The sequence below is a fragment of the Streptomyces sp. NPDC046465 genome, assembly GCF_040646035.1.
GTDB lineage: Bacteria > Actinomycetota > Actinomycetes > Streptomycetales > Streptomycetaceae > Streptomyces.
Window position 1 is genome coordinate 1 of the sequence record NZ_JBEYZK010000027.1, and the last position, 24,692, is coordinate 24,692.

20 protein-coding genes, 1 pseudogene and 1 riboswitch are annotated in these 24,692 nt (G+C 73.4%); of the genes and pseudogenes, 11 read left to right on the forward strand and 10 right to left on the reverse strand.

All coding sequences use genetic code 11. The features are described 5' to 3' along the window. Nucleotides 1–44: 44 nt before the first annotated feature. The 3 genes and pseudogenes from ABZ953_RS32695 to fes form a co-directional block, all read right to left on the reverse strand. Nucleotides 45–470, reverse strand: coding sequence for a cell division protein SepF (locus tag ABZ953_RS32695; protein WP_361731669.1), 426 nt, complete (start codon nucleotides 468–470; stop codon nucleotides 45–47). 150 nt (nucleotides 471–620) lie between these two features. Continuing rightward, complete coding sequence (locus ABZ953_RS32700; RefSeq protein WP_361731672.1) at nucleotides 621–1,655, reverse strand: ABC transporter substrate-binding protein; 1,035 nt, start codon at nucleotides 1,653–1,655, stop codon at nucleotides 621–623. A 29-nt stretch (nucleotides 1,656–1,684) separates the two neighbouring features. Continuing rightward, nucleotides 1,685–2,875: pseudogene (gene fes / locus ABZ953_RS32705) on the reverse strand (enterochelin esterase); the annotation flags it as partial. Between fes and ABZ953_RS32710 the strand changes: the two are divergent. After that, nucleotides 2,843–3,946, forward strand: coding sequence for an iron chelate uptake ABC transporter family permease subunit (locus ABZ953_RS32710; protein ID WP_361731900.1), 1,104 nt, complete (start codon nucleotides 2,843–2,845; stop codon nucleotides 3,944–3,946). The pseudogene fes and the gene ABZ953_RS32710 sit on opposite strands and share 33 nt — an antisense overlap. Before the next feature lie 86 nt (nucleotides 3,947–4,032). Here the strand turns inward: ABZ953_RS32710 and tsaD are convergent, their stop codons facing one another. Further along, nucleotides 4,033–5,106 carry a tRNA (adenosine(37)-N6)-threonylcarbamoyltransferase complex transferase subunit TsaD gene (gene tsaD, locus ABZ953_RS32715; protein ID WP_361731675.1) on the reverse strand — a complete coding sequence of 358 codons (1,074 nt, stop codon included), beginning with the start codon at nucleotides 5,104–5,106 and terminating at the stop codon, nucleotides 4,033–4,035. Nucleotides 5,107–5,250: 144 nt separating this feature from the next. Between tsaD and cbiE the strand changes: the two genes are divergently transcribed. Both cbiE and cobM read left to right on the forward strand, forming a co-directional pair. Continuing rightward, entirely contained in the window at nucleotides 5,251–6,495 is a 1,245-nt protein-coding gene (cbiE, locus tag ABZ953_RS32720) for a precorrin-6y C5,15-methyltransferase (decarboxylating) subunit CbiE (RefSeq protein WP_361731678.1), read from the forward strand. 48 nt (nucleotides 6,496–6,543) lie between these two features. After that, on the forward strand, nucleotides 6,544–7,293 hold the full coding sequence (cobM, locus tag ABZ953_RS32725) for a precorrin-4 C(11)-methyltransferase (RefSeq protein WP_361731681.1): 750 nt from the start codon (nucleotides 6,544–6,546) through the stop codon (nucleotides 7,291–7,293). Between the two features lie 180 nt (nucleotides 7,294–7,473). Here the strand turns inward: cobM and ABZ953_RS32730 are convergent, their stop codons facing one another. Beyond that, on the reverse strand, nucleotides 7,474–8,595 hold the full coding sequence (locus ABZ953_RS32730; protein WP_361731684.1) for a cobalt-precorrin-5B (C(1))-methyltransferase: 1,122 nt from the start codon (nucleotides 8,593–8,595) through the stop codon (nucleotides 7,474–7,476). A gap of 17 nt (nucleotides 8,596–8,612) precedes the next feature. Here ABZ953_RS32730 and ABZ953_RS32735 point away from each other — a divergent pair, with 17 nt between their 5' ends. Next, a complete protein-coding gene (locus ABZ953_RS32735) occupies nucleotides 8,613–9,380 on the forward strand; it encodes a cobalt-precorrin-6A reductase (RefSeq protein ID WP_361731686.1) in 768 nt (255 codons plus the stop codon). A gap of 107 nt (nucleotides 9,381–9,487) precedes the next feature. Here ABZ953_RS32735 and ABZ953_RS32740 read toward each other — a convergent pair whose 3' ends face one another. From ABZ953_RS32740 to ABZ953_RS32750, 3 genes are read right to left on the reverse strand one after another with little or no spacing between them, the layout of a single operon-like run. Continuing rightward, complete coding sequence (locus tag ABZ953_RS32740) at nucleotides 9,488–11,020, reverse strand: precorrin-2 C(20)-methyltransferase (RefSeq protein WP_361731689.1); 1,533 nt, start codon at nucleotides 11,018–11,020, stop codon at nucleotides 9,488–9,490. A gap of 23 nt (nucleotides 11,021–11,043) precedes the next feature. Further along, nucleotides 11,044–11,670, reverse strand: a complete 627-nt coding sequence (locus tag ABZ953_RS32745) for a precorrin-8X methylmutase (protein WP_361731903.1) — start codon at nucleotides 11,668–11,670, stop codon at nucleotides 11,044–11,046. Between the two features lie 11 nt (nucleotides 11,671–11,681). After that, the gene (locus ABZ953_RS32750) at nucleotides 11,682–13,124 is read right to left on the reverse strand and encodes a cobalamin biosynthesis protein CobG (protein WP_361731692.1); all 1,443 of its coding nucleotides are present in this window, start codon (nucleotides 13,122–13,124) and stop codon (nucleotides 11,682–11,684) included. 120 nt (nucleotides 13,125–13,244) lie between these two features. Beyond that, nucleotides 13,245–13,380, forward strand: a riboswitch (cobalamin riboswitch). A gap of 33 nt (nucleotides 13,381–13,413) precedes the next feature. Here ABZ953_RS32750 and cobN point away from each other — a divergent pair. Next, nucleotides 13,414–17,037, forward strand: a complete 3,624-nt coding sequence (gene cobN, locus ABZ953_RS32755) for a cobaltochelatase subunit CobN (RefSeq protein WP_361731695.1) — start codon at nucleotides 13,414–13,416, stop codon at nucleotides 17,035–17,037. 28 nt (nucleotides 17,038–17,065) lie between these two features. Here the strand turns inward: cobN and ABZ953_RS32760 are convergent, their stop codons facing one another. After that, nucleotides 17,066–18,322: an amidohydrolase gene (locus ABZ953_RS32760; RefSeq protein WP_361731698.1), complete on the reverse strand. Its 1,257-nt coding sequence runs from the start codon at nucleotides 18,320–18,322 to the stop codon at nucleotides 17,066–17,068. Between the two features lie 144 nt (nucleotides 18,323–18,466). Between ABZ953_RS32760 and ABZ953_RS32765 the strand changes: the two genes are divergently transcribed. The 3 genes from ABZ953_RS32765 to ABZ953_RS32775 all read left to right on the forward strand — a co-directional run bounded on the left by ABZ953_RS32765 (nucleotide 18,467) and on the right by ABZ953_RS32775 (nucleotide 20,053). Beyond that, nucleotides 18,467–19,096 (forward strand): histidine phosphatase family protein, encoded by a 630-nt coding sequence (locus ABZ953_RS32765; RefSeq protein WP_361731701.1) that lies wholly within the window; start codon nucleotides 18,467–18,469, stop codon nucleotides 19,094–19,096. 138 nt (nucleotides 19,097–19,234) lie between these two features. Beyond that, entirely contained in the window at nucleotides 19,235–19,435 is a 201-nt protein-coding gene (locus ABZ953_RS32770; RefSeq protein WP_361731704.1) for a hypothetical protein, read from the forward strand. 270 nt (nucleotides 19,436–19,705) lie between these two features. Continuing rightward, a complete protein-coding gene (locus ABZ953_RS32775) occupies nucleotides 19,706–20,053 on the forward strand; it encodes a hypothetical protein (protein ID WP_361731707.1) in 348 nt (115 codons plus the stop codon). Nucleotides 20,054–20,081: 28 nt separating this feature from the next. Here the strand turns inward: ABZ953_RS32775 and ABZ953_RS32780 are convergent, their stop codons facing one another. Continuing rightward, nucleotides 20,082–20,402, reverse strand: a complete 321-nt coding sequence (locus ABZ953_RS32780) for a MerR family transcriptional regulator (protein ID WP_361731709.1) — start codon at nucleotides 20,400–20,402, stop codon at nucleotides 20,082–20,084. 258 nt (nucleotides 20,403–20,660) lie between these two features. Here ABZ953_RS32780 and ABZ953_RS32785 point away from each other — a divergent pair, with 258 nt between their 5' ends. The 3 genes from ABZ953_RS32785 to ABZ953_RS32795 all read left to right on the forward strand — a co-directional run bounded on the left by ABZ953_RS32785 (nucleotide 20,661) and on the right by ABZ953_RS32795 (nucleotide 24,657). Beyond that, a complete protein-coding gene (locus ABZ953_RS32785; RefSeq protein WP_361731712.1) occupies nucleotides 20,661–21,020 on the forward strand; it encodes a hypothetical protein in 360 nt (119 codons plus the stop codon). 248 nt (nucleotides 21,021–21,268) lie between these two features. After that, entirely contained in the window at nucleotides 21,269–23,521 is a 2,253-nt protein-coding gene (locus ABZ953_RS32790; RefSeq protein ID WP_361731715.1) for a PIG-L family deacetylase, read from the forward strand. A 56-nt stretch (nucleotides 23,522–23,577) separates the two neighbouring features. Then, the gene (locus ABZ953_RS32795; RefSeq protein ID WP_361731718.1) at nucleotides 23,578–24,657 is read left to right on the forward strand and encodes an acyltransferase family protein; all 1,080 of its coding nucleotides are present in this window, start codon (nucleotides 23,578–23,580) and stop codon (nucleotides 24,655–24,657) included. Nucleotides 24,658–24,692: the final 35 nt, after the last annotated feature.

Genomic DNA, 24,692 nt, shown 5'->3' on the forward strand with positions numbered 1-24,692 from the left:
GTCGGGCCGGGGTCCCCCCCCGCCCCCCCCCCCACCCCCCCTGCCTACGCCCGCCCCCACACGAGCACCGCCACCCCCCACCCCCGCGCGACCGCGTCCACCAGACCCTGCACCTCCGTGCCGGGCGGGGCGAGAAGGAACACGTTCTTGTCGACCCGGTGCATGCCGCAGCCGAGGCCGAGGACCACACCGCTGCTGAAGTCCAGGACGCGCTTGGCCACTTCGGTCTCCGCACCGGTCAGGTCGAGCAGGACCGGGATCTGCGCCATCACGGTCTCGGCGACCTCGCGGGCGTCCGAGAAGACGTTGACCCGCATCACCACGAAGCGGCGTCGCGTCTCGGTCTCCGCGTCGGGCAGCGCGCGGTGCCCGGGCCACGAAGGCCATTCGTTGCGGCTGCGCAGCGGTACGACCTGGGCGAGCCCTTCCCACTGTTCATCGGTGACGTCGTGGCGCTGACTGCTACTCACTTGCCCACCCCGTCCTGGCTCGTACTTGTTCTCTGCACCGGGCAATTCTTACGCCAAATCACCCGTTCAGCCCAACAGCGACACGGACGCCACCCTCGACACCGGCCGGCGAGGAGGGTTTCGGGACCGTTGCCAGGTCGCGTCCTCAGGTCACTTCGAGAGCGCTCCGGACACGTCGTCGAGGACCCTGCGCGCCGCCAGGGGCCCGCCCGCACTGTTCCACGCCGAGCCCTCGATGACGACCACGTGCCCCCTTTTCTCGGCCTTCAACTTCGTGAAGTTCGCCACCTTCTCGGCCTCCCCGTACGCCTTCTCGCCCGCCGCCCTGTCGCCGAGCGCGCCGAAGAACAGCCAATCGCCGTCGATGGTCGAGAGCTTCTCCAGACTGACGGGCTCGCTGTGCCCCGCGCTCTCGCCCCGCTGGTCCGCCGGACGTCGCAGGCCGAGCGCCGCCAGGGTGGAACCGACGTGCCCCCTGCCCTTGCCGACGACCGACGCGGCACCGTTCTGCCAGCGGACGACGCTGGTCACGGCGTGCTGATCGGCCCCCAACTTCTTCCTGGCGGACGCCACTTCGTCGTCGAAGCCGTTCAGCACGCTCGCCGCCCGGGTCTTCTTGCCGAGGGCGTCCGCGGTCGCGGTGAAGGACTTCTTCCAGTCCTCGTTGAGCTTCGCGGTGACGACGGTCGGCGCGATGAACTTCAGTTTGTCGACGACGCGCTTGGCGCCGACCGTCTCGTCGAGCAGGATCAGGTCGGGCTGGAGGGCCGCGAGCTTCTCCAGGTCGGGTTCGGCGACGCTCGCCACGACCTCGGCCTTGCCCGCCTTGTCGGCGAGGTAGGTGGATATTCCCTGCTGGCCGCGGCCCGCGGTGGCGCCGATCGGCTGGACGCCGAGCGCGAGGGCGGCGTCGAGGGTGGGTTCGCTGAGGGTGACGACCTTCTTCGGGTCCGTGGGCACTCGCACGGACTTGCCGTCGGCGTCGGTGACGGTTCTGGTGTCCGCGGACTTTCCCTTGGCGCCGCCCTCGGCGTCGTTCTTGTCGTCCCCGGCGCCGCAGCCTGCCAGGAGGAGAACGCCGGAGAGGACGGCGGCGGTGGGAGCGGTGGGGGCGGTGATGCGGTGGGCGGCGCGGCTGGTGGCGGCGCGGCTGGTGAGGGTGCGGCTGGTGAGGGTGCGGGGCATGCGCGTACGACTCCTCGGGGAGATGGGGCTCAGGGGGTCAGCAGGGACACCAGGCCGTCCGCGAGTCCGCCGCGCCAACAGGCGTAGTCGTGACCGCCGTTGTACTCGGTGCGGGTCACGGTGTGGTCGCGCGCGGCCAGGGTCGCGTGCAGGAGGCGGCTGTGGTCGACCATCGCGCCCTCGTGGAGCCCGACGTCGAGGTGGACCCGCAGGTGCGAGTGGGCCCGCAAGTGCGGGTGGACCCGCCGGTGCGGGTGGACCCGCCGGTGCGGGTGGCGCGTCTCGTCGGCGAAGCGTTCGACGAGCCACGGCGTGTCCTCCGCGGCCATCGACTTCGGCACGCCGTGCGGCAGTCCGGGCCGCCACCACAGGGACGCGGACTGGGCGATGACCGCGCCGAACCGGTCGGGGCGGCGCAGGGCCGCGTACAAGGAGGTGAGGCCGCCGAGGCTCTGGCCCGCGACGACGGTGCGGTCCTGCTCGGTGGTCAGCGGCCAGCGTCCGGCCGCCCAGGGCAGCACCTCGTCGGCGAGGAACGCCACGTACACGTCGCGGGCGGTGAGGTCCTGCCAGCGGGTGCGCAGGTCGACCGCGTCGGGCGCGAGGACGACGGGCGGGGATACGGCGCGGTCGGCGACGAGGGCGTCCAGGGTGTCCTGGAGGGCGAGTCGGCCGAACCACATGTCTCCGTCGCACAGGACGAGGACGGGGCTGTCGGGCCGCGGGCCGCCCGGCGGGAGGTGGACCCAGACGTCGCGCTCGGCGCCGAGCGCGCCCGCGGGCAGCCGGTGCCGCTCGACGCGACCGCGCGGGACGGTGCCGCCCCGTCCGGTCCACGGTTGCGGGGGCGCGTCGGGCAGCGCGAAGACCGATCCGTCCGGGCGGCTCCAACGGTCGCCGATCCGGTGGGGGTTGAGCGGGTCGTGGGCCGCGTATCCCGACAGGGCGTGCAGCCGGACCTGCTGGGCATCGGGGGCGGTCGGTACGTCACCGGGCGAGAGGTCGGCGGCCATGCGGTACGTGCCGCGGTGGTCGGCGCGCAGCCGGAGGGTGAGGTACCAGACGTCCGTGCGGGGCAGCGCGGTCAGCAGGGCGTCGGCGAGCGTGCCGCGGTCGACGAGGCGGTTGGCGAGGAGCAGGACCTGCCGTGTCGCCCGGTGGCCGCGCCACAGGAACGTGACGGCACGGTGCCCGGGGTCGCCGTCGAGCGGTTCGACGAGCGGGGTGCCGCCCCGCGACTCGACGTCGCTCCAGAACTCCTCAAGGAGTACGGGGAGTTCGTCCTCGGTGGCGGTGGAGACGCGGGAGGCCAGGGTCTGGAGGATGGGGCTGAGGGCGGGTTCGGGCAGGAAGTCGCCGGAGGGGTGGGTGGACCCGGGTTCCGGCCTGGCGGAGTCGGGGCGGGCAGGCCCCGGTTGCTGGCCGGGAACGGGCCGCCGGGCGCGGAGTTCGTCGTCGTCGACCTGCGGCTGCCGCGTGCCCTCGACGGTCTGCTCGTCGGCTTCGCGATGGGCATGGCGGGCGCGGTCTTCCAGTCCCTTTCGCGCAACCCGCTGGGCAGCCCGGACATCATCGGGTTCGGCAGCGGCGCGTCGGCGGGCGCGCTCGTCGCGATCATCGTGCTCGACGCGGGCGCCCCGCAGACGGCCCTCGACGCGGTCTGCGGCGGCTTCGCGACCGCGGCGGCGGTCTACCTGCTCGCCTGGAAGCGGGGCGTGCACGGCTACCGGCTCGTGCTCGTCGGGATCGGCGTGTCGGCGGTGATCGGCTCGGTGACCAGCTACCTCTACGTACGCGCGGAGATCGGCAAGGCGGCGCAGGCCGCCACGTGGATGATCGGCTCGCTGAACGGCCGCGGCTGGAGCGACGTACGGATCGCGGCCGTGGGCCTCGTGCTCCTGGTGCCGGTGGTCCTCGCGCACGTACGCAGACTCACGCTCCTGGAGATGGGCGACGACAGCGCGTCCGCGCTCGGCATCCACCCCGAGCGCACCCGCCTCACGCTGCTTGCCGCGGGCACGGGCCTGACCGCGATGGCGGTCGCCGCGTCCGGGCCGATCCCGTTCGTGGCCCTGGCCGCGCCGCAACTGGCCCGCCGCATCACCCGCTTCCCCGGCCCGAACGTGCTGCCCGCCGCGTGGCTCGGCGCGGCCCTGGTGGCCACCGCGGACTGGGCCACCCAGCGGATCTCGGGCTCGGCGATCCTGCCGGTGGGCGTGGTCACCGGGGTCGTGGGCGGGATCCACCTGGCGTGGCTGCTGCTGCGGGAGCGGCGGTCGGGACGCCTCTGACCGGCGCGAGCGGCGCCCTCTCGGTCGCGCGCCCTCGTCGTCACGCGGCTGCCGCCCGCGGCGTCACGCGGCTGCCGTCCTCGTCGTCACGCGGCTGCCGCCCGTGCCCGCCCCATCAGCCCGACCGGGTTGAGCGAGGCGAACTCCAGCGGGGCCGAAGGGTCGATGGAGACGTTCAGGGGCGCGGGCCGCGCGCCCGCGCGCACCAGGAGGTCGCCGACCGCCGCGATCATCGCTCCGTTGTCGGTGCACAGGCGCAGCGGCGGGACCCGCAGCGTGACGCCCGCCGCCCGGCAGCGCTCCTCGGCGAGGGCGCGCACGCGTGAGTTCGCCGCGACGCCGCCGACCACGACCAGCGTGCCGACGCCGTGCTCGCGGCAGGCCGCGACCGCCTTGCGGGTGAGCACGTCGGCCACGGCCTCCTGGAGCGAGGCCGCGCCGTCGGCGACCGGCAGGGGCCGCCCGGCGTGGCTCTCGGCCCAGCGTGCGGCGGCCGTCTTCAGGCCGGAGAAGGAGAAGGCGTACGGGAGGTCGCGCGGCCCGGTCAGCGGGCGCGGGAAGGACACGGCGGCCGGGTCGCCCTGCCGCGCCGCCCGGTCGATGGCCGGACCGCCCGGGTAGGGCAGCCCGAAGACCCGCGCCACCTTGTCGAAGCACTCTCCCGCGGCGTCGTCGAGGGTGTCCCCGAGGTGGACGATCGGGTCGCGCGCCAGGTCGCGTACGAGGAGGAGCGAGGTGTGGCCGCCCGAGACGATCAGGACCATGCAGGGGTCGGGCAGCGGGCCGTGCTCCAGGGTGTCGGCGGCGACGTGCCCGGCGAGGTGGTGCACGCCGTACAGCGGGACGTCCAGGGCGTACGCGAGGCTCTTCGCGCCCGCGAGCCCGACCTGGAGGGCGCCGGAGAGGCCGGGGCCCGTGGTCACGGCGACCGCGCCGATGTCGGACATCCGCAGGCCCGCCTCGTCCAGCGCCCGGCGGACCACCGGGGTGAACGCGTGGACGTGGGCGCGGGCGGCGATCTCCGGGACGACGCCGCCGTAGCGGGCGTGCTCGTCCATGCTCGACGCCACCGCGTGGCCGAGCAGCCGCCCCTCGCGGACGAGGCCCGCGCCCGTCTCGTCGCAGGACGACTCGATGCCGAGCACCACCGGAGAGCCCATAGCGGTTTGGCCTTTCTGCCCAGAGGGCCGCGCGGAACGGCCGCACGGCTTATTGCAAGTGGTTCGCAATAAGGGTACGCCGCCCGGTCACCAGTAGAGTGCGGCTGCGCAGCCCTTCCCGAACCCCGAGGTCAGGTACCAGCAGTGACCCCCGCACCCGCCACAGGCATACCGGCCGTCACCGTCGTCGGCATCGGGGCCGACGGCTGGGACGGGCTCCCCGCGCCGTCGCGCGCGGCCCTCTCCGACGCCGACGTCCTGATCGGCGGCCCACGCCAGCTCGACCTGCTGCCCGCGGGCATCTGCACGGGCGAGCGCGTGGCCTGGCCCTCGCCGCTGCGGCCCGCCGTGCCCGGCCTGCTCGCCGCCCACGCGGGGCGCCGCATCGCCGTACTCGCCAGCGGCGACCCGATGTTCTACGGGATCGGGCGGGCCCTGACCGAGGAACTGGGCGCCGCCGCGCTGCGCGTGCTGCCGCACCCGTCCGCCGTCTCCCTCGCCTGCGCGCGCCTCGGCTGGCCGGTCGAGGACATCGAGGTCGTCACGCTCGTCGGCCGCCCGGCCGCGCGGCTCGCCGCCGCGCTGCACGACGGGCGCCGCGTCCTCGTGCTCAGCGCGAACGCGGCCTCGCCCGGTGAGGTCGCCGCCCTGCTGCGCGAGCGCGGCTTCGGCCCGAGCCGGCTGCGCGTCCTCGAACAGCTCGGCGGCGAGGCCGAGTCGTCGTACGAGGGCACCGCCGACACCTGGTCGCACGCGCCCGGCGACGCCCTGAACGTCGTCGCCGTCGAGTGCCTGCGCGCGCCCGACGCACTGCGCCTCGGCGCCGTGCCGGGGCTGCCCGACGCCGCGTACGAGAACGACGGGCAGCTCACCAAGCGCTACGTCCGCGCCGCCACGCTCGCCGCGCTCGCGCCCGCCCCCGGCGAACTCCTCTGGGACGTGGGCGGCGGCTCCGGCTCGATCGCCGTGGAGTGGCTGCGCGCGCACCCCTCGTGCCGTGCCGTCACCGTCGAGAAGAACGCCGTGCGCGCGGAACGCATCACCCGCAACGCCGAGCGGCTCGGCGTGCCCGCGCTGCGCGTCGTCACCGGCGCCGCGCCCGCCGCGCTGACCGGACTCCCCACGCCGGACGCCGTGTTCATCGGCGGCGGCCTCACCGCGCCCGGCCTCCTCGACGCGGGGTGGGCCGCGCTGCCGCCCGGCGGACGCCTCGTCGCCAACACCGTCACGCTGGAGTCCGAGGCGCTGCTCACCGAGTGGTACCGGCGCCACGGCGGCGAGTTGGTGCGGCTCGCGGTCGCGCAGGCCGTCCCCGTCGGCGGCTTCACCGGCTGGCGGCAGGCCATGCCGGTCACCCAATGGTCCGTCACCAAGCCACAGCACAGCTAACAGAACAGCTCACAGAACAGCTCACAGAACAGCAGGAGTTGACCAGAGATGACCGTGTACTTCATCGGCGCGGGTCCCGGCGCCGCCGACCTGATCACGGTCCGCGGCGCGCGGCGGATCGCCGCCTGCCAGGTCTGCCTGTACGCGGGCAGCCTGGTGCCGCGCGAACTGCTCGCCGAATGCCCGGACGGGGCGCAGCTCGTGGACACCGCCCAGCTCAACCTGGACCAGATCGTCGAGAAGCTGGTGCACGCGCACGAGCAGGGCCTCGACGTGGCGCGTCTGCACTCGGGCGACCCGTCCGTGTTCAGTGCGGTCGCCGAGCAGATGCGGCGGCTCGACGCGGCCGGGGTGCCCTACGAAGTGGTGCCGGGCGTCCCGGCGTTCGCCGCCGCGGCGGCCGCGCTGAAGCGGGAGCTGACCGTGCCGACCGTCGGCCAGACCGTCATCCTCACGCGCGTCGCCCAGCGGGCGACGGCCATGCCCGAGGGCGAGGACCTGGCCACGCTCGGCCGCAGCGGCGCCCTGCTCGTCCTGCACCTGGCCACGGGCTACGTCGACCGCGTGGTCGACGAGCTCCTGCCCCACTACGGCGCCGACTGCCCCACGGCCGTGGTCGCCCTCGCGAGCCGCCCCGACGAGGTGATCCTGCGCGGCACGCTGGAGTCCATCGCGGGCCAGGTCAAGGAGGCGGGGATCGTACGGACCGCCGTCATCATGGTGGGGCGGACGCTGGGCGCCTCACAGTTCCGCGACAGCCACCTGTACTCGGCGGACCGGGACCGTCACGCCTGCTGAACGCGGCGCTTGCAGGGACCGTCGTCCGTGGCTGGCCGCGCAGTTCCCCGCGCCCCTGACCCAGCTCCCCGTCCCCTGACAGAGCACGACCACTCCGCTCGCAAGGGCTGTTCGCGGGCTGCGACCCGTCCGTGGCTGGCCGCGCGGTTCCCCGCGCCCCTGACGATCCCTTGCGGGGCCCTACGGGGCGCGGACCCCGCTGCGGCCCACCACCGTCCCCGCCCGGTCGATGCAGATGACGTCCACCGCGACCGGAGCGCCCCGGAGCACCGCGAGCGCCTCGTCGCGTGCCGTCACGGCCACCAGGTCGCCGAGCGGCACGTCGGCCGCGGCGCACAACTGCAGCGCGGCCAGGCCCGTGTTGGCGGCGGCGACCTGTCCGGCCAGCTCGGCCGAGGCGCCGCCGCGGCGGGCGAGCTCCGCGAGGAAGCCCTTGTCGACCTGGGAGCGGGCCGAGTGCAGGTCCAGGTGGCCCGCCGCGAGCTTCGACAGCTTGGCGAAGCCGCCGCAGACGGTGAGACGGTCGACGGGGTGACGACGTACGTACTTCAGGACGGCGCCCGCGAAGTCCCCCATGTCGAGGAGAGCGTCCTCCGGCAGCCCGTACTCGGCGACGACGGTCTTCTCCGACGTCGACCCCGTGCACCCGGCGACATGCGTGCGCCCCACCGCCCGCGCCACGTCCACGCCGCGCCGGATCGAGTCGATCCACGCCGAGCAGGAGTAGGGGACGACGATGCCGGTCGTCCCGAGGATGGAGAGCCCGCCGAGGATGCCGAGGCGCGGGTTCCAGGTGGACCGGGCGATCTCCTCGCCGTGGTCGACGGAGATCGTGATCTCGACGTCCGCCGTGACCCCGGCGCGCTCGGCCACCAGCGCCACGTGGTCCCGCATCAGCTGCCGCGGCACCGGGTTGACGGCGGGCTCTCCGACGTCGAGGGGCAGCCCGGGACGGGTGACGGTGCCCACGCCGGGGCCCGCCCGGAAGACGACGCCCGCACCGGCGGGCAGCCGCCGCACCGTGGACCGCACCAGCGCGCCGTGCGTGACGTCCGGGTCGTCGCCCGCGTCCTTGACGATGCCCGCCATGGCGTGGGTGGCGCCGAGCTCCTCGGCGGCAAGCGCGAAGGCGGGCGTCTGGCCCTTGGGCAGCGTGATGGTCACCGGGTCGGGGAAGTCGCCGGTGAGCAGGGCCGTGTACGCGGCCGTGGTGGCCGCGGTCGCACAGGCTCCGGTCGTCCAGCCGGGCCGCAGACCGGTGTGCTTGAGTTGGGCGCCGCGTCCGCCCTTTGCCTCACTCATGAAGGAAACCGAACTCCGTGCACGTACTGATTCTGGGAGGAACGACCGAGGGCCGCCGTCTGGCGGGGCTCCTCGCGGGCGACGAGTCACTGCGGGTGACCAGTTCCCTGGCGGGCCGGGTCGCCGCGCCCCGGCTGCCGCCCGGCGAGGTCCGCGTCGGCGGCTTCGGCGGGGCCGAGGGGCTCGCGGCGTGGCTGGCCGAGCACCACGTGGACGCGCTCATCGACGCCACCCATCCTTTCGCCGGGACGATCTCGTTCAACGCGGCGAAGGCCGCCGCCACCGCCCATGTTCCCCTGCTCGCCCTGCGCCGCCCCGGCTGGGTCGCGGGTGCGGGGGACGACTGGCACCCGGTCGGCTCCCTGGCCGAGGCGGCCCGGGCGCTGCCCGCGCTCGGCGAGCGGGTCTTCCTCACCACGGGCCGCCTCGGGCTCGCCGCGTTCGCGGGCCCCGACCGGGCCGACCTGGCCGCCCTGTGGTTCCTCGTACGTTCCGTCGACGCCCCCGAGCCGCCGTACCCGGCCCGCATGGAGGTCCTCCTCGACCGGGGGCCGTTCACCCTCGACGGGGAACGTGAGCTGCTCCGTACGCACCGCATCGACGTCGTGGTGACGAAGGACAGCGGCGGCGCGGCGACAGCACCGAAGCTTGTCGCCGCGCGCGAGGCGGGGGTTCCCGTCGTGGTCGTTCGGCGGCCCGCCCGGCCGGAGGGGGTCACCGGCGTCGCCACGCCGGAGGAAGCGGTTGCCTGGGTGCGTGGTCGGGTACGGGCGCGTCGTGGTTGATCGCGCGGTTCCCCGCGCCCCTGAAAGCACGGGTCCGCGCCCCGTAAGGGGCGCGGGGAACCGCGCGACCAGCCACCACGCACCCGCGGGCGACACCCGAGCGGGTGTCACCCCTCGGGATACCGCCGCGGTGTCCATACGATCTGTTCCTTGCCCCCGCGGCGCCTGACCCACTGGGTCTGGGAGGAGCCGACGATCAGGAGCGTGCGCATGTCGACGTCGGCCGGGTCGAGGTCACCGAGGCGTACGATCCGCACGCTCTCCTCGGGACCTCCGACGTCCCGGCCGAGCACGACCGGGGTGTCGGGGGTCCGATGCTCGAGGAGCAGCTCCCGCGCCTTGCCCACCTGCCAGGTGCGGCTGCGCGAGCCCGGGTTGTAGAGCGCGAGGACGAGATCCGCGGCGGCGGCCGCCGCGAGCCGCTCCGCGATGACCTCCCAGGGCTTGAGCCGGTCGGAGAGGGAGATCGTCGCGTAGTCGTGGCCGAGCGGGGCCCCCGCCAGGGCCGCCGCCGCGTTCGCGGCCGTCACACCGGGCAGCACCCGGACCGGAACGTCCGCGTACGCGTCCTGCGAGGCCGCCTCCAGGACCGCCGTGGCCATCGCGAAGACGCCCGGGTCGCCGCCCGACACGACGGCCACCCGACGCCCGCGCCGCGCCAGCTCAAGCGCGAACTCGGCGCGTTCGGACTCCACCCGGTTGTCGGAGCCGTGCCGCCGCTGTCCGGGGCGGTGCGGCACCCGGTCGACGTACGTGGTGTAGCCGACCAGGTCGTCGGCGGCGGCGAGCGCGCCGCGCGACTCGGGGGTGAGCCACAGCGGGCCCGCGGGACCGGTGCCGACCACGACGACCTCGCCGCGCTCCGCGGTCTGTGCCACCGGCTCGGGCGCGGGGCCGCCGGTCAGCGGCGCCACCCGGCTCGGCAGCACCGCCACGGAGAAGTACGGCACCGACTCCGGATCCACGTCGGCCAGCCTGCCGGTGCGCTCCCCTGCCATGGTGGCCCGCTCGACATACCGGGCCTCGTCGAGGCGGCCCGCGCTCTCCAGGGCGCCGCGCACCTTGGAGAACGTGCGGCCCAGCTTCATGACGACCGCCGAGTCCGTCGCCGCGAGGCGCGCGGCGAGCTCCTCCTCCGGGAGCGTGCCGGGCAGCACCGTGAGGACCTCCTCGGCCTCCACCAGCGGCTCCCCGAGGCGGGCCGCGGCGGCGCTCACCGAGGTGACGCCGGGAATCACCTCGGTCGGGTAGCGGTGCGCGAGGCGCTTGTGCATGTGCTGGTAGGAGCCGTAGAAGAGCGGGTCGCCCTCGGCGAGGACGGCGACCGTGCGGCCCGCGTCGAGGTGGACGGCGAGGCGGGCCGCGGCCTCCTCGTAGAAGTCGTCGAGGGCACCCCGGTAGCCGCCGGGGTGGTCGGTGTTCTCCGTGGTGACGGGGTAGACCAGCGCCTCCTCGATGTGGTCGGCGCGCAGGTGCGCGGCGGCGATCGAGCGGGCGATGGACCGGCCGTGCCGCGCCGAGTGATAGGCGACGACGTCGGCCGCCGCGATCACCTCGACGGCGCGCAGGGTCATCAGCGACGGGTCGCCGGGGCCGAGGCCGACCCCGTACAGCTTCCCGTGGGTGGTCTCGGGTTTCACTGTCCCCTGGGTGGTCTCGGTGTTCACTCCGCCTCGCTCGCAATCGCGTTGATCGCCGCCGCGGCCATCGCGCTGCCGCCGCGACGCCCCCGTACGACCAGGTACTCCAGACCGGAGTGGTGTGCGGCCAGCGCGTCCTTGGACTCGGCGGCGCCCACGAAGCCGACCGGGATGCCGAGGACGGCGGCCGGGCGCGGCGCGCCCTCCTCGATCATCTCCAGGAGGCGGAAGAGCGCGGTGGGCGCGTTGCCGATGGCGACGACGGAGCCTTCGAGGCGGTCGCGCCACAGTTCGAGGGCGGCGGCGCTGCGGGTGGTGCCGAGCTGAGCCGCGAGGTCCGGTACGGACGGGTCGGCGAGCGTGCAGATCACGTCGTTGTCGGCGGGCAGCCGCTTGCGCGTGACGCCGCTCGCGACCATGTTCGCGTCGCAGAGGATCGGCGCGCCGTCGCGCAGCGCCTTGCGGGCGTCGGCGATCACCCGCGGGCTGAAGGCGAGATCCTTCACGAGGTCGACCATGCCGCAGGCGTGGATCATCCGGACCGCGACCTGGCTGACGTCGGCGGGCAGGCCGTGGAGGTCCGCCTCCGCGCGGATGGTGGCAAAGGACTCGCGGTAGATGGCCGCGCCGTCCTTCTCGTAGTCGAACACTGTGCTCTCGCTCATCTCGTGGCCGTGGTTGTCGTCTTGGTCGTACGTGCCCTGGTGACCTGCTCGGTCAGGGTGCCGCCGGTCACGGGCGCCCGCTCGTCGCCGGGGGTGCGCACCGTCACCTCGTACCGCCCGTCGCCGGTGGCGAGGACGTCGACCCAGTCGCCGCGCGGGTGCCCGCACCGCCGTTCGCAGCCGGACCAGTGGACGGGCAGCCCGCCGGGGCCCGGCACCACGTCCGCGCGCACGTCGGCGAGGGACTTGGCACAGCCGGGGCGGCCGGTGCAGGCGCCGACGCCCAGCCAGGGAGAGTCGGGGGTGGTGACGTATCCGGCGTCGGCCAGCACGGCAAGGCGTTCCCGGGCCGCGGCGGCGTCGGGGAAGCCGGGGAGCACGAAGCCGCGCCACGGGGTCACCCGCAGTTCGTCGGCGGGCAGCGGGAGCAGGGCTCGCCACTGGGCGGCGCTCACCCGGCCGAGGCGGGCGTTCACCGCGACCGCGTGCCCGTCGGCGCCGGGGACGGGCGGGGCGCTGCGGGCCGCCCCCCAGGTCTCGGCCCGCTCAGCCCGTCCTGCAACCTCGACCCGTCCTGCGAGCTCAGCCCGTCCTGCAACCTCAGCCCGCTCTGCAACCTCAGCCCGTCCTGCAAGCCCAGCCCGTCCTGCAAGCCCAGCCCGCTCTGCAAGCCCAGCCCGTCCTGTAACCTCAGCCCGCTCTGCAAGCCCAGCCCGCTCTGCCGCGACGTCCGCCCGCTCCAGCGCTCCGGCCAGGTCCACCGACTGCCCCGCAGGCAGCTCCGCGACCCGCCAGGCTCCGTTGCCCGCCGCGCGCACGGCGTCGAGGAAGGCGCCCGCGGCGGCGAGGGCGGCGCGCGGGGCGTCGGCGGCGGCGACCCGGAAGGCCGGGCCCCCGACCCGTACGACCGCCGTCCCGCCCGATTCTGCGATCAAGGTCACATCCGCGCCGATCCCGGCCAGGTCTCCGCGCCCGTCGTCCAGGGCGAAGAGGAAGCGGCCGGATAGCGCCGTCGTCCACTCCTGCGCGCAGAGGAGTCCGTCCAGCTCGCGGACCCACAACTGCACGTCGGCGTGGCCGAGTCCGTCGGTTCCCGCGAGCGGGGACGCGAGGACGTTCCGCACGCGCTCGTGCCGTTCGGAGGGCAGCAGGCCCGCGTCGGCGAGCAGCCGGGAGAGTTCGCCGCCGCACGCGTCGCCGAGGCCGCGCAGCTCGATGTTGCCGCGCGAGGTGATGCTGAGGTTCCCGTCGGCAAGACGCTCCGCCGCGGTGCCGAGCACGTCGGCCTGACGGGACGTCAGCAGCCCGCCGGGCAGCCGGAGTCGGGCGAGCCTGCCGTCGTCGGCGAGGTGCAGGCGAAGGGCGCCGGGGCAGGCGTCGCCCCGGTCACGTATGAGGGATTCGCCCTGGTCTGGGGAAGCGGCTCGGGTGGGCGGCATGGCGGCGAGCATACCCACGCGCATCCGGCCGGTCGCCTCCCGAGACGGGCCGTCCTGGCAGGTGGCCGCCCCATACGCGGCGGGCAGGACTTACTATGCAGGCGGCGGATTCCCACCGAGTCCGTCGACGCCAGCGACGGCGTGGGTCCACCAGGACCCGAGGGAGGAAGCCCGGTGCGAATCCGGCGCGGTCCCGCCACTGTGAACCCGGCCTCCGGGTGAGCCAGGAACTCCTGCCGTCCATACGACCACCCGGGGCGCGGACACCCCGAGGAAGGCCTGCGCCCGCATGCTTCTGCTGTTGTCGACCTCCGACACCGACCTGCTCAGCGCCCGCGCGGCGGGGGGCCCCGTCGACTACCGGTTCGCCAACCCCTCCCGCCTCGACCTCGACGGGCTGCCCGCCCTGCTCGACGGCGTCGACCTCGTCGTCGTACGCCTCCTCGGCGGTGTCCGTGCCTGGCAGGACGGCCTCGACCAGCTCACCGCCACCGGCCTCCCGGTCGTCGTACTCACCGGCGAACAGGCGCCCGACGCCCAGCTGATGGCCTCCTCGACCGTGCCGATCGGCATCGCCGCCGAGGCACACGCCTATCTCGCGCACGGCGGCCCCGCCAACCTGGAGCAGCTGGCCCGCTTCCTCTCCGACACCGTGCTGCTCACCGGCCACGGCTTCGAGCCGCCCGCGCCCGCCCCGTCCTGGGGCCCGCTTGAGCGCACCGCGCGCGACATCGACGGCCCGACCGTGGCGGTGCTCTACTACCGGGCCCACCACATGAGCGGCAACACCGCCTTCGTGGACGCGCTGTGCGGCGCGATCGAGGACGCCGGCGCCCGGCCCCTGCCGCTGTACGTGGCCTCGCTGCGCGCACCCGAGCCGGAGCTGATCGACGCGCTCCGCGCCGCCGACACCATCGTGACGACCGTGCTCGCGGCCGGTGGCACCAAGCCCGCCGAGGCCTCCGCGGGCGGCGACGACGAGTCGTGGGACGCGGGCGCGCTGACCTCCCTCGACGTGCCGATCCTGCAGGCCCTGTGCCTGACCGGATCGCGCTCGGCCTGGGAGGAGAACGACGAGGGCGTCTCGCCGCTCGACGCCGCGAGCCAGATCGCGGTGCCGGAGTTCGACGGGCGCCTCATCACGGTCCCCTTCTCCTTCAAGGAGATCGACGAGGACGGTCTGCCCGCCTACGTGGCCGACGCCGAGCGCGCGGCCCGCGTCGCCGGGATCGCCGTACGCCACGCGCGGCTCAGGCACATCCCGGCCGCCGACAAGCGCCTCGCCCTGGTCCTCTCCGCCTACCCGACGAAGCACTCCCGCATCGGCAACGCGGTCGGCCTCGACACCCCCGCCTCCGCCGTCGCGCTCCTGCGGCGGCTGCGCGCCGAGGGGTACGAGTTCGGCCCCGAGGCCGACCTCCCCGGTCTGGTCTCCGGTGACGGCGACGAGCTGATCCGCGCGCTCATCGACGCGGGCGGCCACGACCAGGAGTGGCTGACCGAGGAGCAGCTCGCCGCCAACCCGGTGCGCATCCCGGCCGCCGACTACAAGCGCTGGTACGCGACGCTCCCCGCGGAGCTGCGCGCGTCGGTCGAGGGGCACTGGGGCCCGCCGCCCGGCGAGATGTTCCTGGACAAGTCCCGCGTGGGCAACGGCGGCGACCCGGAGGGCGACATCGTCCTCGCCGCCCTGCGCCGCGAGAACCTCCTCATCCTCATCCAGCCGCCGCGCGGCTTCGGCGAGAACCCCATCGCGATCTACCACGACCCCGACCTGCCGCCGTCGCACCACTACCTGGCGGCGTACCGCTGGATCGCGGCGCCCGCGGCGGACGGCGGCTTCGGCGCCGACGCGATGATCCACCTCGGCAAGCACGGCAACCTGGAGTGGCTGCCCGGCAAGAACGCGGGCCTCTCCGCGGCCTGCGGCCCGGACGCCGCGCTCGGCGACCTGCCGCTGATCTACCCCTTCCTGGTCAACGACCCGGGCGAGGGCACCCAGGCCAAGCGCCGCGTGCACGCCACGCTCATCGACCACCTGGTGCCGCCGATGGCGCGCGCCGACTCCTACGGCGACATCGCGCGCCTGGAACAGCTCCTCGACGAGTACGCCCAGATCAGCTCCATGGACCCGGCGAAGCTGCCCGCGATCCGCGCGCAGATCTGGACGCTCATCCAGGCCGCGAAGCTCGACCACGACCTGGGCCTGCAGCACCGCCCGGACGACGACGGCTTCGACGACTTCCTGCTGCACGTCGACGGCTGGCTCTGCGAGATCAAGGACATGCAGATCCGCGACGGTCTGCACGTGCTGGGCAGCGCCCCGGCGGCGGGCGACCGCGTCAACCTCGTCCTGGCGATCCTGCGGGCCCGCCAGATCTGGGGCGGCACGACCGCGCTGCCGGGCCTGCGCGAGGCCCTCGGTCTCGACGAGTCGGCGGCGACGCGCGTCAGCGCCGACGAGGCCGAGGACAAGGCCCGCGCGCTGGTCCAAGCGATGGACGACGCGGACTGGGACCTCGCGGCGATCCCGCGCGACCAGGGTGAAGAGGTCGCCGCCGTCCTGGAGTTCGCGGCGCGCGAGGTCGTCCCGCGCCTCGCGGGCACCACTGCCGAGCTCGACCACGCGGTGCACGCCCTGAACGGCGGCTTCGTCCCCGCGGGCCCGTCAGGGTCCCCGCTGCGCGGCCTGGTCAACGTCCTGCCGACCGGCCGCAACTTCTACTCGGTCGACCCGAAGGCCGTCCCGTCGCGCCTCGCGTGGGAGACGGGCCAGGCCCTGGCCGACTCGCTCGTCGAGCGGTACCGGACGGACAACGGCGAGTACCCCACCTCCGTGGGCCTGTCCCTCTGGGGCACCAGCGCGATGCGCACCGCGGGCGACGACGTCGCGGAAGCGATGGCGCTGCTCGGCGTCCGCCCGGTCTGGGACGACGCCTCGCGCCGCGTGACGGGCCTGGAGGCCATCCCTTACGAGGAGTTGGGCCGCCCGCGCATCGACGTGACGCTGCGCATCTCGGGCTTCTTCCGCGACGCGTTCCCGCACACCATCGGCCTGCTCGACGACGCGGTACGGCTCGCCGCCTCCCTCGACGAGCCCGCCGACCGCAACTACGTGCGCGCCCACGCCCAGGCCGACCTCGCCGAGCACGGCGACGAGCGCCGGGCCACCACCCGCATCTTCGGCTCGCGCCCCGGCACGTACGGCGCTGGCCTGCTCCAGCTCATCGACTCCCGCGACTGGCGCACGGACGCGGACCTCGCCGAGGTCTACACGGTGTGGGGCGGGTACGCGTACGGCCGCGGCCTCGAAGGCCGCCCGGCCCGCGCCGAGATGGAGACCGCGTACAAGCGCATCGCGGTCGCCGCGAAGAACACGGACACCCGCGAGCACGACATCGCGGACTCGGACGACTACTTCCAGTACCACGGCGGCATGGTGGCGACGGTCCGCGCCCTGCGGGGCACGGCGCCCGAGGCCTACATCGGCGACTCGACCCGCCCCGAGACGGTCCGCACGCGCACGCTGGTGGAGGAGACCTCGCGGGTGTTCCGCGCCCGCGTGGTCAACCCCAAGTGGATCGAGGCGATGCGCCGCCACGGCTACAAGGGCGCCTTCGAACTCGCCGCCACCGTGGACTACTTGTTCGGGTACGACGCCACGACGGGCGTCGTCGCCGACTGGATGTACGACAAGCTCACGGAGACGTACGTCCTGGACCCGACGAACCGTCAGTTCCTCCAGGAGGCCAACCCCTGGGCCCTGCACGGCATCGCGGAACGCCTCCTGGAGGCGGAGTCGCGCGGCATGTGGGCCAAGCCGGACCAGGCGGTGCTCGAAGCGCTGCGCCAGGCCTACCTGGAGACCGAGGGCGACCTGGAGGACGAGGGCGGTCCGAAGAGCGAGGGCTGACCTCCTCGCCCCCCGCGGTGGCCGGTCGTCACTCCGACGTCCGGCCGCCGTCCAGCCAGGCCAGCGCCCCCGCCGTCAGAGCCGTCACCCCCGTGCTGATCGTCGGCTCCACCAGCGGCGCGAAGAACGGCGAGTGGTTCGAGGGAATGTCCCGCTCGAAGGTCCCCGCCCGCTGCGCGGCGGCCACCTCGGCCGGGTCGGCGCCACCGAACAGCCAGTAGCAGAGCGGAACTTCACGCTCGGCCGCGGTGGCGAAGACGCCGACGTCCTCACTGCCGGTCACCTGGCCCGGGTCGATGACCCGCTCCTGACCGATGACGGCGCCGATGGCCGCCATCGTCCGGCCGACGGCGTCCGCGTCGTTCGTGACGACGGGGAACGTGTCGATCGCCGTGATCTCCGGCTCCTTCTCCGCTCCGGCCGCGACCGCCTCGCCCTTGACGATCCGCTCGACGGCCGCGAGGACCCGCGCGCGGACCTCGGGCGTGTACGTACGGATGTTGAGCTGCAGTTCGGCCTCGTCGGGAATGATGTTGTGCTTCGTGCCCGCCCGCATCGAGCCGACGGTGACCACGGCGGTCTCCCCGCCCGCGATCTCACGGGACACGACCGTCTGGAGCCGCATCACGGTGGCCGCCGCCATTACCACGGGGTCGGTCGAGGTCTCCGGCCGCGAGGCGTGCCCGCCCTTGCCGAACAGCCGCACCCGCCAGGCGTCGGTGGCCGCGAACGCGGGCCCCGCGTGGGCGCCGATCACGCCCGCGGGCAGCGGCGCGACATGCTGGCCGAGCACGACGTCGGGCGTGCCGAACCGCTCGTAGAAACGGTCGTCGACCATCTCCCGCGCACCCTGCCCGGCCTCCTCGGCGGGCTGGAACACCGCGACGATCCGGCCCGACCAGTCGGCGCGGGCGTCCGCGAGCAGCCGCAACGCGCCGAGCAGGCACGTGACATGCATGTCGTGGCCGCAGGCGTGCATCACGCCGTCGGTGCCGGACGCGTACGGCAGGCCGGTGCGCTCGGTCACCGGAAGCGCGTCCATGTCGGCGCGCAGCAGCACGGTGGGCCCCGCCCCGTTGTCGAGGACGGCGACCACGCCGGTACGGCCGACGCCGGTCGTCACCTCGTATCCGTACGAGGCGGCGCGGCGGGCGAGCTCGGCGGCGGTGCGGTGCTCCTCGAAGGACAGCTCCGGGTGGGCGTGCAGATCGCGGTAGAGCCCGGCCAGGTCGTCCTTGATGGCGTCGAGTCCGCGCAGGGCGGAGGGCGTCGCTTCGGCGGTCATGTCACGCTCCTCGTCTTCGGTGCTCTCGCCACCATACGTACGGTGTTCTCCTGCGTCCCGACAGGCGGCTGTCGCAACCGGCCAGGTCACGGGCACGTCCTTCCAGCTGATCATTCGACGAAGACCGTGAGGGGCTGCTCCACCATGACCACACCCGGGACCTCGACACGCCACCTCTACATCACCCGGCACGGCGAGGCCACCCCCGACGAGAGCGGGCTGACGGGGGCGGGCCTGCGCCAGGCGGTGCTGCTCGGCGAGCGGCTGCGCGAGACGCCCCTCACGGCGATCCACCACGGCCCGCTTCCCCGGGCCGAACAGACCGCCCGCCTCATCGGCGAGCAACTGCCCGGCGTCCCCCTGCACCGCTCGGCGCCGGCTGGCGACTACCTCCCGTACGTCCCCCGCAAGGACGAACTGCCCCCGGAGTCGGCCGAGGCCACGCTGCTGCGCCTGGCCGAGTTCCCCGCGGCGGAACGCGAAGGCGGTCCCGCACTTGCCCAGGAGGCGCTCGCCCAATTCACCGGCCCCGTCCCCGGCCCGGAGCCGCGCCACGAACTGCTGGTCACGCACAACTTCCTGGTCGGCTGGCTGGTCCGGGCCGCGCTCGACGCCCCGCCGTGGCGCTGGCTGGGCCTGAACCACTGCAACGCCGCCCTGACCGTCATCCGCTACGCCCCCGACCGCCCCGCCTCGGTGGTCTTCTACAACGACATGCGGCACCTGCCGAAGGAGCTGCGCTGGACGGGCTTCCCACCCGAACTCCGCGCCTGAGCGGACAGAACACGTTCGTATGATCGTCGGTGACTTCCTTTCGTGCGCCGGGGTTACACACGGCAAGCGGTCCGTGCTCGACGGCCCGTACGCACACGCTTCAAGGAGGCCACATTGAACGGCAATTGGGTGCGGAGAATGTCCCGTTGGGCACTGGTGGCGGCGGTGACGGCCGCACCGGCCGTCCTGTGCTCCGGCACCGCGCACGCCGACGAGACCCACGAGAACTCGCACAACGCGCCCGTGGTCGCCCTGATCAACACGGGCCAGATCGACGACCCCTTGGAGGACGTGCTCGAGCACACCCTCAACTTCGGGGACGGCTACCGGTGGGACTGACGCCCTGAGGTTCTCCGCGCGGTCCTCCGCGGTTCTCCGCGCGGTCCTCTGCGGTTCTCGACGCGGTCCTCTGCCCGGCCACCTCGTTGACAGGGGCCGCCCCCGCACGTTGACTGACAACACGGCACGGGGTCACGCCCCTCCGGAACACCCCGCGAAGCACTCCGCCCCGGTGGCGCCCCAGCAGGACGTACCAACGCTCGGCGGGCCGGAAGCCGTCCGTCGAGAACACCGAGAACGCCTACGTGTTCGGAACGGAAACGGCACCTGATGATGTACGACCAGACACGCGCCCAGCAGCCCGCGGGCGAGCCCCGGGGCCGGAGCGAACGAGCCGCCTCCGGCCCGGAGCCGCTGCTCCCGTCGGACGAACGGGACAAGATCGCACTGCGCCTCGGCCACGCCATCAACACCTTCGCCGACACTCCGCACGAGGCCCTGGAAGAGGCCGACGCCGCACTGGACGAGACCTCGGCCCAGCTGGTGAAGGCCTTGGCAGAACGGCGGCGAGCCCTGCGCGAGACCTGGCAGGAGCAGGACGCCGAAACACAGTCGACCGAACTCCGCCTGGCGCTGCGGCAGTACAGGGAGATCACGCAGCGCCTCCTCCACCTCTAGGGCCCTTCGTTCGCATCAGGCCGCGCGGCTACGTCGGCTGCTCGGCACGACGGTATGCGGCATTGATGCGCTGAGCCTCTACGAGCTGGTCCTCGAGGACGACGATGCGGCAGGCGGCCTCGATGGGGGTGCCCTGGTCGACGAGTTCGCGGGCGCGGGCGGCGATGCGCAACTGGTAGCGGGAATAGCGCCGGTGGCCGCCCGCGGAACGCAGGGGAGTAATGAGCCGGGCCTCACCGACGGCACGGAGGAAACCCTGCGTGGTGCCGAGCATCTCGGCGGCCCGACCCATGGTGTAGGCGGGGAAATCGTCGTCGTCGAGACGACCGTTCGAGTCATCTGCTGTCATTTGCACCTCTCTGTGGGACACGCGTCGAGGGGCCCTGGCGCCGTACTGGCACCAGGGCCCCGATGGAACTGCGTACTGCTACCGCTCTACTGCTCGTGAACCGAAACCATAGCCACGCCGCACCTCAATGTCTACTCCAGCCGACATAGATTTTCAGGCGCGGGAGGACGAGGTAGTCCATGGCGGCGGGCCCATGGACGACGGAGAACCGGGCCTCCCGCTTGGGCGGCCGATCCGCCGGGAAATATAGTTGGCCCCATGTCGAAGACTGACGAGTTGCTCGTTGACGTCGCCGCCCTGGTGGAGTCCGGGCGGAGCAACCAAATGTCCCTGACCGTGGTCGCGGGTGGCACTGTCATCACCGGCCGACTGGCTCCCGAGGCGGTGTGGAGGCAGCGGGTGTCGGACGTACTGACGGATTCGGACCGCTTGAGCGAGTTCTCCAGCGTCTTCGACACCCCCGCGAAGAGGGACGGCCCGCCCACACACCTGCACTTCCACGTGGCCCGCATCCTCCAGGGCACGGTGGGCATCCCGGAAACGGGCGGAATGTACCGCGTCGCCATCACGGACGTCAGCGCCTGGACGATGGGCGACTTCAGCTACTCCGACCACTGAACAAGCGCTCCACTACCAAGCGCTCCACGACCAAGCGCTCCACCACCAAAGCGCTCCACCCCGACGAACGTGGCCCCGGCCGGCGACCGCCGCCCGGGGCCACTTGTCTGAAAACCCTCTGACGCCGTGATGAAGGTCACTGAGGACAACCCGCCGCAGGCGCACGTCATCTTCCTTCGTGATCAAGGAGGCCGCAGCCGCAGCTGTTGGCCGAGTGGCCCGGTACGTCAGATGAGGCAACACCCTTCATGCCCCTGCCCCCCAGAACGCGCGGTTCCCTGCGCGCAACCCGTCGCAGTGTCCTCGCGGCCACCGTGCTGGGCGCCACCGCGCCCATAGGCATCGGCATAGGCATGGCCGTCCGCTCGAGCAGTGACGGTGGCGATGCGGCCCCCACGCCGCACCGGTCGCCGGACATGCGGACGGCCGCCCCCACCGGTACGTGGGCCGCCTCCGGGCCGCAGCCCCGGACCGAGGAATCGGTCGTGCAGATCGTCGCGCACCCCGATGACGACCTGTTCTTCATCAACCCGGAGGTCGGGCAGTCGCTGCGCAGCGGGCGGCCCCTGACCACGGTCTATCTGACGTCCGGCGAATCCAACGGTGTCAACGGCCCGCGTAAGGGCACGTTCCGGGGCATGCCCCGCCCCGCACGCGACCAGCGCAAGTACGCCAAGGCGCGCCAGAACGGTATCCGCGCCGCCTACGCCGAAATGGTCACCGGACGGCAGGAACACCCCTGGCAGCGCTCGGTCATCCCGACTGCGGGCGGCGGGCAGGCGGAGCTCGACACGTTGCAGGGATATCCGCACATCAACCTGGTGTGGACGCTGCTGCACGAGGCGGGCAGCATCCTCGGTGACCGCCCGCACAGCCTGCACGGGCTGTGGGACGGCCGGGTCGGCGTGCTCGGCTCGCAGTTGGCGCACGGTGGTGCGGTCACCCGTGATTTCTCGTACACCAAGGAACAGCTCGTCCAGACGCTGACCGGCTATCTGGAGCGGTTCCGGCCGACGCAGGTCCGGATGCAGAACCCGACGCCGGGCCGCCTCGACCGCAACCTCAAGTGTTCCGACCACCAGGATCATCGCTTCGGCGCCCGGTTCGTCCAGCAGGCCCTGGCCCGGTACGCCGCCTCCGGAGTGGGCCCCCACTTCACCGTGCAGACCTACCTGGGGTACTTCAACGGCGGTCTGCCGCCGGCGCTCGACCCCGAGTCCGGCGCGTCCAAGGCCCGCACGCTCGAGACGTACTCCTGGAGCTACACCTCACGGAACGTCTGCGGGGACCCGGCGGGCTGTGGTGACCGCAAGGTCGCCGCGGACCCCAAGCCCCGCTGGTCGCACAGCATCCACCACGCCGGTGAGAGCGGCGCCGACTGGCTCCTCGCGGGCAAGGACGACAGCCTGTGGGCCTTCGCCGTGCTGGACGGCCGGATCGCGCACTGGCACCGGCCGGGCGGCAAAGGCGCGCGGTGGACCGCGGGCAAGTGGACGGGGCCCGTGCTCCAGGAGGAGACCGGGATCGATACGGGCGTGCGGCCGGTGGCCCTGCCCGACGGGCGCATCGCCGCCTTCGGTACCCGCACGCTGTTCGGCGATCATCCGGCCGACTACCGCAGGGAAGTGGGATTCATCGTTCAGGACGCCCCGGGCCGCGCCTTCGGCTCCTGGCAGTCCCTCGACAGCCCGGAGCTGTCCGACGAGGTCGGCACGAACGACATCGGTTCGCCCGCGGTCGTGGTGCACGAGGACGGCACGATGTCGGTGTTCGTGCGCGACAGCACCCACCGGCTGAGCGCGCGCGTCCAGCAGCAGGACGGCACGTGGACGCCCTGGCGCGACCACGGCGGCGAGGCCGTGCACGGCGATCCGGTCGCCGCCACGGACCGCGCCGGGCGCGCCTACGTCCTTGCCGCCACCCCGCGCAGCGTCCTCGCCTGGATCCAGGACAGGCCGGGTGCGGACGTGCGCGGCCCGCTGGCCACCGGCATCGCGGCCACCACCTTGCCGTTGACCGTCCGGCGGGACGACGACGGCGTCCGGGTCTTCCACCGCACTCCCGGCTCCGGAAACGTGCGCTCCACCCGCCTGCGCGCGGACGGTCTCACCCCCTCGGCGGAGCCGCGCGGGGCACGCCGTGCGTCCACCAGCCACACCTCGGCGGCCCTCGCCGATCTGGGCGGGGAGGGCGGCTACGGACCGGTGAGCGTCACCGCGGACGACTGGGGCGGCGTCCTGCTCGCGGCCCGGACCGCCACGGGCGACGTCGCCACGGCCTGGGGCACGTCGGGCACCGCCAGGAACACGCCGGAGTGGAACCACACCGGCGTACTGCCCGCGGGCGCCCCGTCGAGCGCTCCGCTGGCGTCGGGCGGCGTCGTCCTCACCATGCTCGGCCTCGACAGCCGCCTGTACTGGACCCACGCCACGCGCGGAGGAGGCCGCCTCGCCCCCTGGCGAGCGGTGGAAACCCGGACGGCGGCGAGGTCCAAGGCGTGATGAGCTGCAAGGCGTGACGGGGTGCAAGGAGTGAAGAGGTCTAAGGCGTGATGCGGATGTCCACCAGCGAGCCGCTCGAGCTGCGCACGACGCAGGACACGACGAGAACGAAGGGCGCGTCGAACACAGCGGACGCGCGCGACCCGTTCTTCGACAACGCGAAGTTCCTCCTGATCGTGCTGGTCGCCCTCGGCCACTCCTGGGAGCAGATCTCCTACGGCACGCACGCGCTCCAGTCGGTCCACACCCTGGTGTACACGTTCCACATGCCGGCGTTCATCCTGCTGTGCGGCTACTTCTCACAGCGCTTCACCGGCCGCCCCGACCAGGTACGCCGCCTGATCGAAGGGGTGCTGATCCCCTACCTCCTGTTCGAGACGGCCTACTCCGCCACGTACAGCGCGGTACGGGGCGAGCCCTTCGACCTCACCCCCACGGAACCCACCTACCTCTGCTGGTTCCTCATCGCCCTGTTCGTCTGGCGCCTGAGCACACCCCTGTGGCGGGCGATCCGCCACCCCGTGCCCGTCACCGTGGTGATCTCCCTCTCGGCCGGCCTCACGACGATGCACTACGACCTGGCGCTGCCGCGCGTACTGATGTTCCTGCCCTGGTTCGTCCTCGGCCTGAACCTGCGCCCGGAGCACTTCGCCCTGCTGCGCACGAGGACAGCCCGCCGCTGGGGTGTGGCGGCGCTCGTCTGCGCCGGGATCGCGGCGTACCGGCTGGTCCCCGCTCCGGACGAGCACTGGCTCTCCATGGACGCGGGCCGTGCGGAGCTCGACGTGAGCTGGCCGCAGTACCTGGCCGTGCGCATCGGCATCTTCGCGCTCAGCGCGGTCCTTGTCGCCGCGTTCTTCGCCTGCGTGCCCCGCCGCCGTACGGTCTTCACGGCGCTCGGCGCCGCCACGATGTACCCCTACCTCCTGCACGGCCTCATCATCCGCGCGTGCGAGGCGGCGGGCCTGTACCCGGTCCTGAAGGATCTGGGCCATGCGGGCCAGCTCCTCCTCACCGTCGGCGTGATCACCGCGGTGTTCCTGCTGTCGACCCCGCCGGTGCGGAAGGTGTTCCGTCCGCTGGTGGAGCCCCGGCTGCCGCGCGCTGCCGTACCGGTGGACGAGCGTTCGCGCTAGGGAGCCGCTAGGGAGACCCGGCCCCGGGGCACGGC

Bases quoted from the DNA above. Each gene is read 5' to 3' on its own strand.
- ABZ953_RS32700 (WP_361731672.1), bottom strand. From the start codon at position 1,655: ATGCCCCGCACCCTCACCAGCCGCACCCTCACCAGCCGCGCCGCCACC.
- tsaD (WP_361731675.1), bottom strand. From the start codon at position 5,106: ATGGGCTCTCCGGTGGTGCTCGGCATCGAGTCGTCCTGCGACGAGACG.
- cobM (WP_361731681.1), top strand. From the start codon at position 6,544: ATGACCGTGTACTTCATCGGCGCGGGTCCCGGCGCCGCCGACCTGATC.
- ABZ953_RS32730 (WP_361731684.1), bottom strand. From the start codon at position 8,595: ATGAGTGAGGCAAAGGGCGGACGCGGCGCCCAACTCAAGCACACCGGT.
- ABZ953_RS32750 (WP_361731692.1), bottom strand. From the start codon at position 13,124: ATGCCGCCCACCCGAGCCGCTTCCCCAGACCAGGGCGAATCCCTCATA.
- cobN (WP_361731695.1), top strand. From the start codon at position 13,414: ATGCTTCTGCTGTTGTCGACCTCCGACACCGACCTGCTCAGCGCCCGC.
- ABZ953_RS32760 (WP_361731698.1), bottom strand. From the start codon at position 18,322: ATGACCGCCGAAGCGACGCCCTCCGCCCTGCGCGGACTCGACGCCATC.
- ABZ953_RS32765 (WP_361731701.1), top strand. From the start codon at position 18,467: ATGACCACACCCGGGACCTCGACACGCCACCTCTACATCACCCGGCAC.
- ABZ953_RS32770 (WP_361731704.1), top strand. From the start codon at position 19,235: ATGTCCCGTTGGGCACTGGTGGCGGCGGTGACGGCCGCACCGGCCGTC.
- ABZ953_RS32775 (WP_361731707.1), top strand. From the start codon at position 19,706: ATGATGTACGACCAGACACGCGCCCAGCAGCCCGCGGGCGAGCCCCGG.
- ABZ953_RS32780 (WP_361731709.1), bottom strand. From the start codon at position 20,402: ATGACAGCAGATGACTCGAACGGTCGTCTCGACGACGACGATTTCCCC.
- ABZ953_RS32785 (WP_361731712.1), top strand. From the start codon at position 20,661: ATGTCGAAGACTGACGAGTTGCTCGTTGACGTCGCCGCCCTGGTGGAG.
- ABZ953_RS32790 (WP_361731715.1), top strand. From the start codon at position 21,269: ATGCCCCTGCCCCCCAGAACGCGCGGTTCCCTGCGCGCAACCCGTCGC.
- ABZ953_RS32795 (WP_361731718.1), top strand. From the start codon at position 23,578: ATGTCCACCAGCGAGCCGCTCGAGCTGCGCACGACGCAGGACACGACG.